The organism is Bordetella genomosp. 5, assembly GCF_002261475.1.
Taxonomy (GTDB): Bacteria; Pseudomonadota; Gammaproteobacteria; order Burkholderiales; family Burkholderiaceae_B; genus Bordetella.
The window spans coordinates 187,603-201,308 of the sequence record NZ_NEVN01000011.1 but is presented as its reverse complement, the minus strand read 5'-3'; the positions used below and the strand labels follow the sequence as shown (position 1 = coordinate 201,308).

The 13,706-nt window shown below is 67.6% G+C and carries 13 protein-coding genes; 9 read left to right on the top strand and 4 right to left on the bottom strand.

Annotation, left to right across the window (positions count from 1 at the left end):
* Positions 1-12 precede the first annotated feature (12 nt).
* The 3 genes from CEK29_RS20440 to CEK29_RS20430 form a co-directional block, all read right to left on the bottom strand.
* A complete protein-coding gene (locus tag CEK29_RS20440; RefSeq protein ID WP_094804221.1) occupies positions 13-468 on the bottom strand; it encodes a hypothetical protein in 456 nt (151 codons plus the stop codon).
* A 168-nt stretch (positions 469-636) separates the two neighbouring features.
* Positions 637-1,611: a Bug family tripartite tricarboxylate transporter substrate binding protein gene (locus CEK29_RS20435; RefSeq protein WP_094804219.1), complete on the bottom strand. Its 975-nt coding sequence runs from the start codon at positions 1,609-1,611 to the stop codon at positions 637-639.
* Positions 1,612-1,743: 132 nt separating this feature from the next.
* Entirely contained in the window at positions 1,744-2,643 is a 900-nt protein-coding gene (locus CEK29_RS20430) for a LysR family transcriptional regulator (protein WP_094859166.1), read from the bottom strand.
* Between the two features lie 182 nt (positions 2,644-2,825).
* On the opposite strand from CEK29_RS20430, the gene CEK29_RS20425 reads away from it, so the two are divergent.
* From CEK29_RS20425 to CEK29_RS20390, 8 genes are all read left to right on the top strand, one after another.
* Positions 2,826-3,500 (top strand): RraA family protein, encoded by a 675-nt coding sequence (locus CEK29_RS20425; RefSeq protein ID WP_094804215.1) that lies wholly within the window; start codon positions 2,826-2,828, stop codon positions 3,498-3,500.
* A complete protein-coding gene (locus CEK29_RS20420; RefSeq protein WP_094804213.1) occupies positions 3,497-4,708 on the top strand; it encodes an aminotransferase class I/II-fold pyridoxal phosphate-dependent enzyme in 1,212 nt (403 codons plus the stop codon). Before CEK29_RS20425 ends, CEK29_RS20420 begins: the two co-directional genes overlap by 4 nt.
* A 103-nt stretch (positions 4,709-4,811) precedes the next feature.
* On the top strand, positions 4,812-5,630 hold the full coding sequence (locus tag CEK29_RS20415; RefSeq protein ID WP_094859165.1) for an ABC transporter substrate-binding protein: 819 nt from the start codon (positions 4,812-4,814) through the stop codon (positions 5,628-5,630).
* Between the two features lie 25 nt (positions 5,631-5,655).
* On the top strand, positions 5,656-6,357 hold the full coding sequence (locus CEK29_RS20410; protein WP_094804209.1) for an amino acid ABC transporter permease: 702 nt from the start codon (positions 5,656-5,658) through the stop codon (positions 6,355-6,357).
* Position 6,358: 1 nt separating this feature from the next.
* Positions 6,359-7,075: an amino acid ABC transporter permease gene (locus tag CEK29_RS20405; protein WP_094859164.1), complete on the top strand. Its 717-nt coding sequence runs from the start codon at positions 6,359-6,361 to the stop codon at positions 7,073-7,075.
* The gene (locus CEK29_RS20400) at positions 7,072-7,797 is read left to right on the top strand and encodes an amino acid ABC transporter ATP-binding protein (protein ID WP_094859163.1); all 726 of its coding nucleotides are present in this window, start codon (positions 7,072-7,074) and stop codon (positions 7,795-7,797) included. The genes CEK29_RS20405 and CEK29_RS20400 overlap by 4 nt, the downstream gene beginning before the upstream one ends.
* A gap of 77 nt (positions 7,798-7,874) precedes the next feature.
* Entirely contained in the window at positions 7,875-10,493 is a 2,619-nt protein-coding gene (acnA, locus tag CEK29_RS20395) for an aconitate hydratase AcnA (protein WP_094859162.1), read from the top strand.
* 54 nt (positions 10,494-10,547) lie between these two features.
* Entirely contained in the window at positions 10,548-11,246 is a 699-nt protein-coding gene (locus CEK29_RS20390) for a glutathione S-transferase N-terminal domain-containing protein (RefSeq protein ID WP_094859161.1), read from the top strand.
* Positions 11,247-11,360: 114 nt separating this feature from the next.
* Here the strand turns inward: CEK29_RS20390 and CEK29_RS20385 are convergent, their stop codons facing one another.
* Positions 11,361-12,392, bottom strand: a complete 1,032-nt coding sequence (locus CEK29_RS20385) for a WG repeat-containing protein (protein ID WP_217903894.1) — start codon at positions 12,390-12,392, stop codon at positions 11,361-11,363.
* 102 nt (positions 12,393-12,494) lie between these two features.
* On the opposite strand from CEK29_RS20385, the gene CEK29_RS20380 reads away from it, so the two are divergent.
* On the top strand, positions 12,495-13,649 hold the full coding sequence (locus CEK29_RS20380) for a hypothetical protein (RefSeq protein WP_141218367.1): 1,155 nt from the start codon (positions 12,495-12,497) through the stop codon (positions 13,647-13,649).
* Positions 13,650-13,706 lie beyond the last annotated feature (57 nt).

Here is a 13,706-nt window from a genome sequence, read left to right as displayed (position 1 = left end):
CCGCGCGGCGCCTCAGCGGACCTTGCGCACGTAGGCGCCGGGCCGGGCTTCGAAGCGCGGCACCACTTGCTCCTTCAGCGCCTTGCCCTGGGCATCCCAGACGAGCAGGCTGGTGGGGAAGTTTTCGGTGCGCGTGATCGCGTCGATCCGTGCGATCAATGCCTTGTCCGCGCCGGCCACGTCCGGGTTCCAGGCGAACACACCCGGGTCGCCGTACCAGACCACGGGCGCTTGCGCGTCGAGACGGCCGTCCGGGCAGATGACGTGGGCGTTCTTGAGCAGCACGCGCAGCGCGCCGACCGGCGTGGCGGTGGCGAGGGGCGTCATGACTTCCTTGCGAAAGCCTGGGCAGACCACGCTGCTGTTCTCTACGGTGAGCTCGACCACTTCGCGGTCGGACAGCGCGTAGGCGGGCGCCGCGGCGGCGCAGGCGAGCAGGGCGGCGGTGAAAGCGGAAACACGAGACATGGGGGCGGGATCTCCGGATTGAGGCGCGTCGAGCTTAGCAATCGGAGGCCGCACAAACACGGCGAAATGTTTCGGGTGTGCAGGGTTGGTAAATGCGGGGCCTTTCCCGCAGGCGAGGTTGCGCGCGCAACCGGCGCGCAGGCCAGGTTGCGCACGAGGGGCCTTGCTTTACTCCATCTTCGCGCCCGACTGCTTGACGATCTCGGCGTAGCGATCGACCTCGGCCTGGATGAACGATCCGAATTGCGCGGGTGTTTGCGGCTGACCCAGCTGAACGCCGACGGCTTCGAGCTTCTGGCGCAATGCGGGCGTCTGTAGCGCCGTGTTGATTTCCTGGTTCAGGCGTTGCACGACCTCGGGCGGGGCACCGGCCGGCAGCACCACGCCGTACCAGGCCGACGCGATCATGCCTTTCACGCCCAGCTCTTCGAAGGTCGGAACATCGGGGAGCGCGGCCAGTCGTTGCGACGAGGCGACCGCGAGCGCCCGCAGCGCGCCGGCCTGCACCTGCGAGAGCGAACCCGTGTCCAACATCATGTTGGTTTGCCCGGCCAGCAGGTCCGATACCGCCGGGCCGCTGCCCTTGTATGGAATATGCAGGATGTCGACCTGGGTGAGATGCTTGAACATCGAGCCGGCCAGATGCTGCGACGAGCCCACGCCGCCCGACGCATAGGTGAGCTTGCCGGGCTCGGCGCGCGCCGTCCGCAGCAGCTCGTCCAGGTTTTTGTACGGCGCGTTCTTCGGCACCTCGAGGATGTTCGGGATGGCGCCGACGAAAGCCACCGGCGTGAAATCCTTGATCGGATCGAAGGGAAGCTTCGCATACAGATGGGGATTGGCGGCGTTGGTCGAACTGGTCGCCATCAGGAGCGCGTAGCCATCGGCCGCCTCACGCACGAACGAGGCCGTGCCGATGTTGCCGCCCGCGCCTGCCTTGTTGTCGACGATGACGGTCTGTCCCATCTGCAGCGTGAGCTGCTGCGCGAGCATGCGTGCCAGCGCGTCGGTGGCGCCGCCCGGCGGCCAGGGCACGGTGAGCTTGATCGGGCGGTCGGGGTAGGCCGCGTGGGCCGGGATCGTTGCGCTGGCAACGGCCAGCAGCAGAGCACCGCAGACGCGGCGTGCGTATCCCATGGGCATGGGGTCTCCTTCGGTCGATGTTTTTGTTTTGCCTGCCGCGTCGGGGTCGCGGCAGGCGTCGACCCTACTCTACGAAGACTCGCGCGGCGCCGATAGCGAGAAATTCTCCACGAGCTTGATTCTCGGAAGGAATCATCGGGCCTGCGTCGTGTTGGAGAAGTCGCAGCAGCTCTGCGCCAGCGCGGCCACGCTCTCGCAGAACGCGACATCGGCCTCGCGCCGGAACATCGCGCAGTACAGCGATTGAGGCGGCGCGATGCTCGTGCGCGCCACCACCAACTGGCGCGCGCTGACCATGCCGGCGAAGTAATCACGCGGCAGGCAGCTCACGCCGAAGCCGGCGGCCGTGAGGCCCGCCATGGCGATGAGGCTGTTGATCGTGAACAGGTTGCTGGCGGGCCGGTGCGGACGCAGCCAGCCGTCGTAGATCATGTTCAGCCCTGATTCACGGCTCTGGCGCAGCAGCGGCAATGCCGCGATGTCGCCGGGGGTGTAGATCCGGCTGGGATCGATCATGTCGGGGCTGCCCATCCAGCCGAACTCGAGCCGCTGCAGCGGCACCACCTGCAATTGGGGTTCGGCGAACTCGCCGTGCAGAAAGGCCATGTCGAGCTGGCCGGCCTGCAGGCGTTTTTGCAGATCGGCGCCGAGGTCGATGTGCGGTTCGAGCGTGATGCGCGGATAGTGCGCGCGCAGCAGCCGGATCAGGGCCGGCAGCCACGTCATGGCCGTGATCTCCGTGATGCCGAAGCGGAACGTGCCGGTCAGTGTGTGCTGGCCCTTCAGCCTCACGAGCAGCCGATCGCGATGACCCAGCATCTCTTCGGCCATCGCATAGATTTCGTGCCCGCGCGCCGTGAGTTCGGCGCGATGGCCCGAGCGGTCGAACAGCGCGATGTCGAAGTCGGCCTCGAGCTCCTGGATGCGCTTCGTGATGGCCGATTGCGTCGTGTGCAGCTTCTGCGCGGCCGCCGAGAAAGTGCCCAGACGTACCGTCCAGTAGAGCGCTTCGATCTGTTTGAACGTCAGCATCCCCGTGCCTTCTTGATTCCCAATATTCTCATAAGTACTAACCCCTATATTCCGAAAATCGATATAGCGTCCGGAAATTTAATCCCTTTTTCCCCGGCCGGAAAGCTCGCAACATGTGCACCTGGCCGAGGGCTGCGTGCTCTCGTTTTGCGAATTCACTGTCCCTCGACACTCCCCGATCCATGGCCTCACCGCTGAACGGCTCCCGCATCCTGCCCCCTTCTCCCGTCGCCTCCGCCAGCGTCCTGGCGGCGCTCGCCGACATCGTCACGCCGCATTTGAGCGACAACCTCGCGCGCCGCGAAGGCATCGCGGGCCTGCATCGCTACAACCGCCAGGGCAAGCTGGTCGGCACCGCACTGACGGTCAAGACCCGGCCGGGCGACAACCTGCTGATCTACAAGGCCATGACCCAGCTGCAGCCGGGCCACGTGCTGGTGATCGATGCCGGCGGAGACCTGTCTAATGCCGTGCTCGGCGAGATCATGAAGCGCTACCTGCAGCAGCACGGCTGTGCGGGTGTGGTGGTCGACGGCGCCATCCGCGATGTGGGCGCGTTCGAGAGCGACAGCTTTCCGTGCTATGCCCGCGGCCACATTCATCGCGGCCCCTACAAGGACGGCCCCGGCGAGGTCAATGTGCCGGTGTCGATCGGCGGCCAGGTCATCAACCCGGGCGATCTGATCGTCGGCGACGAAGACGGGCTGGTCAGCTTTCCGGTGGAGCAAGCCGAGGCGTTGATCGAGGCGGCCCACGCGCATGCCGCCAAAGAGGCGCGCATCATGGCCGAAATCGCCACCGGCGTGCGCGAGCAGAGCTGGATGCAGGCGGCGTTCGCCGCGCGGGGGCTGGCATGAGCGCCACGCTGGCTCTTGCGGCGCGGGCCCGCGCCATCAAACCTTCGCCCAGCATGGCGGCCAAGACGCGCGTCGATCAGTTGCGCGCGCAAGGACGCGACATCGTCGACTTCACGGTGGGCGAGCCCGACATGCCGACACCCGCGCACATCGTGCAGGCCGGCGTGACGGCCCTGCGTGGCGATGGCATGCGGTACACCGCGTCCACCGGCACACGCGCGCTGTTGCAGGCCGTGCAGGCCAAGTTTTCTCGCGAGAATGGTCTCGACTACGGTCTGGATCAGCTCATCGTGGGCGTCGGCGCCAAGCAGTTGATCTATACGGCGCTGGCCGCGACGGTGGAGCAGGGCGACGAAGTCATCGTGCCCGCGCCTTACTGGGTGTCGTATCCCGACATGGTGCTGGTGAACGACGGCACGCCCGTGATCGTCACCTGCGGCGAAGAAACCGGCTTCAAGCTCACGCCCGCCGCGCTCGAGCGTGCGATCACGCCGCGGACCAAGTGGCTCTTGCTGAACACGCCTGGCAACCCGACCGGCGCGATGTACGACACGGACGAGCTGCGCGCGCTCGCGGCGGTGCTGGAGCGCCACCCGCACGTATGGCTGCTGACCGACGAGATCTATGAGCATCTGGCCTACGGCGGCGCGCGCCATGTTTCGCCGGCCGCCGCGGTGCCGGCCCTGGCCGAGCGCACGCTGACCATCAACGGCGTGTCCAAGGCCTACGCCATGACGGGCTGGCGATTGGGCTATGCCGGCGGTCCGAAAGCGCTGATCAAGGCCATGGCCACGCTGATTTCGCAGAGCACCAGCTGCGTCAGCGCGGTGAGCCAGGCCGCCGCCGCGCACGCCCTGCAGGCCGATCAAACCTGCGTGAGCGAGTTTGCCGCGATTTTCGCCCAGCGCCGCGACCGTATCGTGGCCCTGCTCGACGCGATTCCGGGCATCCGTTGTCCGGCGCCGCAGGGCGCGTTCTATGTCTATCCGAGCGTCGCCGGCCTGATCGGCAAGCGCACCCCGGCCGGCGCGGTGTTGCAGAGCGATCTGGACGTGGTCATGTACCTGCTCGACGAAGCCGGCGTGGCCGTGCTCGACGGCGGCGCATATGGCCTGTCGCCTTATCTGCGACTGAGCTTCGCCACCGATCTCGACAGTATCGAAGAAGGTTGCCGCCGTATCGCGCAGGCCTGCGCCAACCTCGCCTGACAGCCGGGCCCGGCCCAACCGGGCGCGACTTGCACAACGCATTCAAGCAGCACCCGCAGCACTCACCGCAACACGTACAAAAACCACTGCAAGGGGAATACACATGAAGAAAATCGTCTGCATCCTGACGCTGGCGGGCGCTGCCCTGGGCGCGACCGCACACGCCGATACGCTGGCCGACATCAAGTCGCGCGGCAAGTTCATCTGCGGCACCATGGGCACGGCCGAGCCGTTCAGCTTCCAGGATCCCAAGACCCGCGCCATCGTCGGCTACGAGGTCGATGTGTGCCAGGCCATCGCCGACAGCCTGGGCGTGCCGCTCGAGCTCAAGCTGATCGCCGTGGAGGCGCGTATCCCCGAGCTGATCGCGGGCCGCGTCGACGTGGTGGCCGCCAATCTGGGCTGGAGCCCGCAGCGTGCGGAGCAGATCGACTATTCGCATCAGCATTTCGTGAGCCTGCAGAAGATCCTTGCGCGTGAGTCCGAAACCGCGCTGAAGTCGTCCGCGGATCTGGCCGGCAAGCGCGTGAGCGCGGTGCGGGGTTCGTCGTCGGAGCAGGGCGCGCGCAAACATATTCCCAATGTCGATCCGGTGCCGTTCAAGGATCCGAGCGGTGCCTTCCTGGCGCTGCAGCAGGGCAAGGTCAGCGGCTTCGTGGGATCGGAGCTGATGCTGGTCAAGCTGCGTCAGCAGGCCGCCAGCGGCGCCGTGCCGGTCAAGATTCTGGAGCCGGCGCTGTTCGTCGAGCCGTGGGGCGTGGGCGTGCGCAAGGGCGATACCGCCATGCTGAACCAGGTGAACAAGGTGCTCGACGGCATGGAGAGTTCGGGTCAGGCGCTCAAGGTGTTCGACAAATGGTTCGGCCCGAGCACGCCGTACGGCATGAAGCGCGACTTCCGCATCGAGCCCATCAAGGGTTGAGGACGCGCGCCGGCGCGGTGTCACCATGCAATATGTCTTCAATTTCGGCGCCATCTTCCAGGGCGAGTACACGGACTGGCTGATCCGGGGGCTGGGCACGACCCTGGCCCTGGCGTTGTGCGCCTGGATCCTGGCCTTCGTGGTGGGCAGCCTGTTGGCCGTGGTCCGGCTGACCGGCTCGCCCATTGCTCACGGCGTGGTCTCGCTCTACGTGGCGTTCCACCGCAATGTGCCGATGTTGGTGCACATCATGTTCTGGTACTTCGGCGTGCCGGCGCTGCTGCCGCAGGGCATCACAGACTGGCTCAACAGCCACGGCAGCGAGTTCATCATGTCGTGCATCGCCATCGGCATGGTGATGTCGGCATACATCTGCGAAGACCTGCGCAGCGCGGTGCGGGGCATCCCGCCCGGGCAGGTCGAAGCCGCGCGGGCACTGGGTCTGTCGTTTCTGCAGACCATGCGCAAGGTGGTGTTGCCGCAGGCGTTTCGCATCGCGATCCCGCCGCTGCTGAACCAGACGCTGTTGCTGGTGAAGAACACCAGCCTCGCGATGGCGGTGGGCGTGATCGAACTCACGGCGGTCGGCCGCGAGATCGACAACACGACATTCCGCACCTTCGAGGCCTACGCCGTCGTGACGGTGATCTACCTGCTGCTGTCGGGTCTGATCATGGCGGGAGGCGTCCTGCTGCAGCGCCGCTATCGTCCGCTGGGAGTGCGCTGACATGCTCGAGATTCTCCAGGACAACTGGCTGCTGTTGCTGGTCGGGCAGTATCCCCACGGGCCAATGGGCGGCCTCGTGGCGACGCTGGGCCTCGCTGCGATCAGCCTCGCGCTCGCGCTGCCCTGCGGTGTGCTGCTCGCGCTCGGCCGCGTCAGCCCGCTGCGCATTTTCTATATCCCGTCGACGGCGCTGGTGTACTTCGTGCGAGGCCTGCCGCTCCTGATGTTCATCTTCTGGGCGTATTTCTTCGTGCCGCTCGTGATCGGCCGGCCGGTCGCGGGCACCACCACGATGGTGGTCGCGCTGGTCTGCTACGAAAGCGCGTACCTGGCCGAGATCATCCGCGCCGGCATCCAGGCGCTGCCGCCGGGCCAGGAAGAAGCCGGCCGCGCGCTGGGGCTGTCGCGCATGCAGACCATGCGCCGCATCATCCTGCCGCAGGCGCTCTACAGCATGCTGCCCAGCATGCTCAGCCAGTTCATCTCGACGGTCAAGGAAACCTCGCTCGCTTATGTGATCAGCGTGCAAGAGCTCACTTACGCCGCCAATCAGATCAACACCCTGCTGCTCACGCGGCCGTTCGAGGTGTTCGGTCTGCTGGCCCTCACGTACTTCTTCCTCAATCTCGGCCTGACGGGGCTGGCGCGGCTGGCCGAACGGCGCATCGGCCGGCGCCGCAGCGCCAGACCGGCTCCGCCCGTGGTGCAACCGCAATGATCAAGCTTTCCAATGTGAACAAATGGTATGGCGACTACCACGCGCTCGCCGACGTGAGCGCGCACGTGCGCCGGGGCGAGGTCGTGGTGGTCTGCGGCCCGTCCGGCTCGGGCAAGTCGACGCTGATCCGCACGCTCAATCGTCTGGAGCCGATCCAGAAGGGCACCATCGAGCTCGACGGCCGCGATATCTACGACCGCGGTCGCGGGGTAGACGAGCTGCGCAGCCATATCGGCTTCGTGTTCCAGCAGTTCAACCTCTTTCCGCACCTGGACGTGATGGGCAACCTCACGCTGGCGCCGCAGATGCTGGGCCGCGCCACGCGCGCCGAGGCGCAGCAGACGGCGATGCGCCTGCTCGACCGCGTTGGCCTGGCGCACAAGGCGGATGCCTATCCGGCGCAGCTCTCGGGTGGCCAGCAGCAGCGCGTGGCCATCGCGCGGGCGCTGGCGATGAATCCGCCCGTGATGTTGTTCGATGAGCCGACCAGCGCGCTCGATCCCGAGATGGTGGGCGAAGTGCTGCAGGTGATGAAGTCGCTCGCCGCGGAGGGCATGACCATGGTGTGCGTGACCCATGAAATGGGCTTTGCGCGCGAGGTGGCGGACACCGTGTGGTTCATGGATGCCGGTCGGATCGTCGAGACCGCAGCGCCGGAAGAATTCTTCTTGCGCCCGCAGACGGAACGCGCGCAGCGCTTCCTGACTGACATCCGGCACTGACGCGCGGCCGCGGCCTCTCCGCAGGCGAGTAGGATCCCAGATTGCATTTGTAGCGTTCAAAATGCAATACTTGCCGGATGGAGACCTCCGCCTACCCGCCCGCCGTCCTGGACCTGGACGGCGAGCCGCATCTGATCGTCGATCTGCCGGCCCTGTGCGGGGCCAGGCTGGCCCGCCTGCCGGTCGTGTTGCGGCTGCTGCTCGAAAACGTCGTGCGCAACACCACGGGGGCCGAGCGCGACGTGGCGGTGCGCGGGCTTTTCGACTGGCTCGACACCGGCGACAGCGAAGCCGAAATCGCATTCCAGCCGGCCCGCGTGCTGATGCACGACACCACCAGCACGCCCGCGCTGGTCGATATCGCCGCCATGCGCGACGCGCTGGCTGAGGCAGGCGCCGATCCGGCGCTGCTCAACCCGGTGCTGCCGGTGGATGTGTCGGTCGATCATTCGCTGGCGGTCGAGGCCTACGCGCGCCCGGATGCCGCAGACGAAAACATCGCGATCGAGATCCGGCGCAACCAGGAGCGCTATCGCTTTCTGCGCTGGGCGTCGCGCGCGCTCACCGGGGTGCGGATTCATCCGCCGGGCACCGGCATCATGCACACCCTCAATCTGGAGCAGCTTGCGACCGTCGTGACCACCGCGACGGACGCGCAGGGCCGGCGCTGGGCGATGCCCGACATGATGATCGGGACCGACAGCCATACGCCGATGATCAACGGCATCGGCGTCCTCGGCTGGGGCGTGGGCGGACTCGAGGCGCAGACCGTGATGTTCGGCATGCCGACGATGCTGCGGATCCCGAATGTGGTCGGCGTGGCGCTGGCGGGGCGGCTGGCGCCGGGCGTCATGGCGACGGACCTCGCGCTCGTGGTCACGCAGCGGCTGCGGGCCATCGGTGTCGCGGGCGAGTTCGTGGAGTTTTTTGGCGAGGGCGTGGCCACGCTGTCGGCCGGAGAGCGCGCAGTGGTGGCCAATATGGCGCCCGAGTATGGCGCCACGACCGGCTACTTTCCGATCGATGCGCGCACGCTCGATTATCTGCGCCAGACCGGGCGGGGCGCGGCGGCGGTCGAGCGCGTGCAGGCCTATGCGCAGCGCACCGGCCTCTGGTTCGATCCATCCGCGCGGCCGCGTTATACGCGGGTCGTCGAGATCGACCTCGCGGCGATCGGCATGCACGCCGCCGGCCCCCGCCGGCCGCAGGATCTGCTCGAGATCGCCCGCATTCCGGCCACGCTGGCGGGGCTCGATACGTCGCCCCGCACGCCGGCTCGACTGCCCCGTCATCCGGTCGCGATCGCGGCCATCACGAGTTGCACCAACACCTCCGACCCGGCCTTGCTGATCGCGGCGGCGCTGGTGGCGCGCAGGGCACGCGCGCTCGGGCTGCGCGTGCCGGCGTGGGTGAAGACCTCGCTCGGACCGGGATCGCCCGCGGCCGCGGCCTATCTGGCCCGCGCGGGCCTGCTGGACGATCTGGGCGCGGTGGGCTTCGACATCGTGGGATATGGCTGTACGACCTGCATCGGCAACTCGGGCGCCTTGCCCGACGAGATCGTCGACGCCGCGCGCGCGGGCGAGGTGCGGCCCGTCGCGGTGCTGTCGGGCAACCGCAATTTTCCCGGCCGCATTCATCCCGATCTCGAACTGGGTTTTCTGATGTCGCCGCCGCTGGTGATCGCGTATGCGCTGGCGGGCGATGCGGCGCGCAATCTGCGCGACGAGCCGGTGGCCCATACGGCGGATGGCCGCGCCGTTTTGCTGGTGGACCTGTGGCCCACGCACGAAGAGATCTCGCGGGTGTTGGCGCAGGCACTGGATCCGCATGACTTCAAACAATGCTTCACGCTCGCCCAGGCCAACCCGCGCTGGCATGCGCTGACGACGAGTGACAGCCCACGTTTCCCGTGGGATCCCGCCTCCACCACGCTGCGCCGGCCACCCTTCGCCGCGCTGGACCACGGGTCGCAGCTGGGCCGATACGAGGCCTATCCGCTGCTGGTGCTGGGTGATGACATCACCACGGACCACATCTCACCGGCGAGCGCGATCCCGCCAGACAGCCTGGTGGCCGACTTCCTGGTGGCACGCGGCGAGCAGCGCGACGACCTGAACGTGTTCGCATCGCGCCGGGGCAACTGGGAAGTGATGCTGCGAGGCGCGTTTCACAGCAAAACGCTCGTGAACCGGCTGGCGCCCGGCGCACCGGTGGCGCACACCGTGCATGCGCCGTCGGGCGAGGTGCTGCCGCTGTGGGAGGTGGCGCGACGGCATCGGGAGGCGGGCGAGCCGGTGGTGCTGGTGGCGGGCGAACGCTACGGCACCGGCTCGTCGCGCGATTGGGCGGCCAAGGGCCAGCGGCTGCTCGGTATCCGCGCCGTGCTGGCGTCGAGCTTCGAGCGCATTCATCGCTCCAATCTGATCGGTATGGGCGTATTGCCGCTGCGGCTGCCCGCGTCGTTCGGCCCGGACGCGCTGGATCTGCGGCCGGGTGACCGGATCCGGGTCGAGGCGCACGAGATCGCGCCGCGCGTGCGCGTGCCGGTGACCGTAATGCGCGCGAATGGCGAGGAACTGCGGTTCGAGGCCACGGCCGCCGTCGAAACCCAGCTCGAGGCGATGCTGCTGGGGTCGGGGGGCGTGATCCCCGCCATTTTGCGCCAGACGCTGGCACGCGCGGCGGGCGGGTAGGATTATGATTTCGCGAGGTCCGGCACACCGCCGCCGTTACGGGAGACCCCTCGCATGACCGCCCTGGATACCTTCGCCATTACCCGCAAGTGGCCCGCCAGCCACCCCGACCGCATTCAGCTCTACTCGCTGCCCACGCCCAATGGCGTCAAGGCATCGATCATGCTCGAAGAAACCGGCCTGCCGTACGAGGTGCACAAGGTCAGCTTCGACACGCAGGATCAGTTCTCCCCCGAGTTCCTGTCGCTCAGCCCCAACAACAAGATCCCGGCGATCCTCGACCCCAACGGGCCCGGCGGCAAACCCTTCGGTCTGTTCGAGTCGGGCGCCATCCTGGTGTATCTGGCGAGCAAGACCGGCGCCTTCATGCCAAAAGACGATGCCGGCCGCTTCGAGACGCTGCAATGGGTGATGTTCCAGATGGGCGGCATCGGCCCCATGTTCGGCCAGCTCGGCTTCTTTCATAAGTTCGCCGGCAAAGACTACGAAGACAAGCGCCCGCGCGACCGCTACGTGGCCGAGAGCAAGCGGCTGCTCGGCGTGCTCGACAAGCACCTCCACGACCGCGAATGGATGATGGGCGATCAGTACACCATCGCCGACATCGCGATCTTCCCGTGGGTGCGCAATCTGGTCGGTTTCTACGGCGCCGGTGGACTCGTCGCGTTCGATGAGTTCAGCCACGTGCAACGCGTGCTCGACGCCTTCGTCGCCCGTCCCGCCGTGGCGCGCGGCCTCACGATTCCGGGCTGACGCGGCCACGCAGGCGCGCGGGCCGCGCGATATCCCCGGCCGGCGTCGGCCGGGCCATCGTTTCTCAACCCGGACCGCGCCGCTTCGCTCGCGCCCTGAGCCCGGGCGCCGCGCTCAGGGCTGCTTCACGACCTTGCCATTGGCGAAGATGGTGTAGTTTTCACCGTCGCTTTTCTGCGAGGTGAGCTTGCCCTTCTGGAAGCTCGAGGTGTAAGTGAACTCGGGCTTGACCACGGGTTTGCCGGCGCCATCCACGAGGCCCCAGCGTTGGGGCTCCTGCATGAACCAGAACAGGCCTTCGCCCGCGGGGATCACGTCTTTGTCGAGCGCGAAAAGCAGCTTGCCCTGCGGATCGTAGACCTCGTTGCGGCCGTCGTTCTGCGCGATGAGATAGTTTTTGTCGAGGATGAGCACGCGCTCGTAACGGGCCGGGACGATCACCTTGCCCTGGCCGTCGAAGACGACCGTCTTGCCGTCCTTCTGCGCCGTGATGAAGGTTTCGCCCTGCTCGAAGCCGATCTGCGGGTATTCGATCGGCACGATGAGCGCGCCGGTCTTGTCGACGACGCCCAGGCCCACGTCTTCCCGGTTGACCACCGCGAAGCGTCCGCCGTCGAAGCTCGTGACGCGATACATGCCGGGTTCCGACGTCGCCCAGATGTCGCGCGATTTATCGTAGAAGCCCGGCAGAAAAATCTGCTCCGGGCGCTTCTGGCGCACCGCCGCCTGCTGCTTCATGAACTGCTGGAAGGCCTGCGCCGAGGCCTTGCCGGCGCGTTCGCCCTTGGCGTGGCCCGACAGGGACAGCGGCTCGACGGGCTCTTCGGGGCACTCGGGGGTGAGCGTCTTGTCGCCGCCGTTGGCGGCGAACGCCACGGCATAGCCGGCGCAGAAAGGATCGCTGTAGGTGGTGAGGCTGCCATCGGCCTCGGTGACGCCCACGGCGTCCATGGCGCCATCGTCCGTCTGCGCGTGGGCGCCGCCGGGCAGGCCCAGCCCCGCCGTCAGCGTCATGCCCACGCCGAGGGCGAGCGCCACGCCCGCGCGGCGCGCCGGGTGGCGCGAGGCATGGGCAGATGCCGGTTTCGCGCCATACGGCGCGATGAGACGGAGGAGGGAAGACAGGCGCACGGCGGGGTGGGGCATGACGGCTCGCTGGCGGAAAGGGGCTTTCATTCTGCCAAATTCGGCGGCGCCGCGCGCGCCACGCGGTGGGTCGGCCGCCGGAATCTTGCTAGGATGTGCGCCATGTCACAGCTCTGGTTGCGCTATCGCGTCTGGTTCAAACTCCTGCCCGTGCTGGTATCGGGCCTGGTGTTCCTGTTGCTGCAATCGGCGGAGGGTGCCGTCGGCGCCTTCGCGGTGCTGATCGGGCTGTCGGTGTTGACCGACCGCATCGATCGCGCCTGTGGCGTCGTGCCCGATGGCGCACCGCATGGCGGCGCGCGTCTGCGGTCCGCGGCGCAATGGGCGCCCGTGGGGCCGGAGCCGCGGGGCGACACGGCGCTGAGCGAGCACGAGATCGGCATGGGTGGGCCCGTCGCCATCAGCTGGATGCTCAGCGATGGAGCGGTGGTGGACGGCACGGCCGCGGGCTATGCGGCGCCCGATGCCGCGGGGCTGAGGGTCGGTCTGGTGCTGGTCGAGCACGCCGCCGAGCGCGTGGCCATCTACAGCCCCGCGCAAAAGCGGATGGCGGTGCTCGAGGCCGACGCCGGTCCGGCCGACGTGCTGTACCGGCGTCTGCACGGCGATGCGGCCCAGACCCGTGCCTGCTTCGAGGCCGCCGGCCACGTCATCGCGTTCCAGCCTTTCCGCGGCCTGTGGCTGCCCGAAAACCACGCGGCGACGCGCCATCCGCCGTCGTCCATGCTGAGGCTCGAAACGCCGCGCGGCCATCGTCTCGCCGCGCATTTGCTGCTGCCCAATGATCTGCGCCTGACCCCGCATCCGCTGCGGCTGGCGGGCGCGCCGCCTTACGCGCTCACGCTGGATGGCGCCGAGAGCCAGCGTCATGTGCTTGCGCTCGACGAGGTGTTCGAAAGCCCCGGCGGCCAATGCGTGGTGGTGCGGGGCTATCGATTGAACGAGGCCATGGTGCCGGACGAGGGGCTCTGGCATGCGTGGCATGCGGGCCGCTGGTTTTCGCTGCGCGCCCATGTCGAGGCGGCCATCCGCCCGGCCGTGGGCGGCAGCATCACGCCGTATTTCACGCGGCCGCTGAGCGTCACCGATGACGGCCACATCCTGTTCGAGGCCCACCAGAGCACCTGGACCGCCGACGGCGAAACGCGCGAGCCCGTGCGATCGGGGCGCGTCGCGCTACCGGTCGATTGGCAGAATCCGCCGCTGATGCTGGCGGTCGCCAACGGTGTCCTGACCGTGGCGCTGCCGCGCCGCTGACACGCGCGTCCGGCGACATGCATGAAAAAGGGGCCTCGCGGCCCCTTTCGTTCGAGC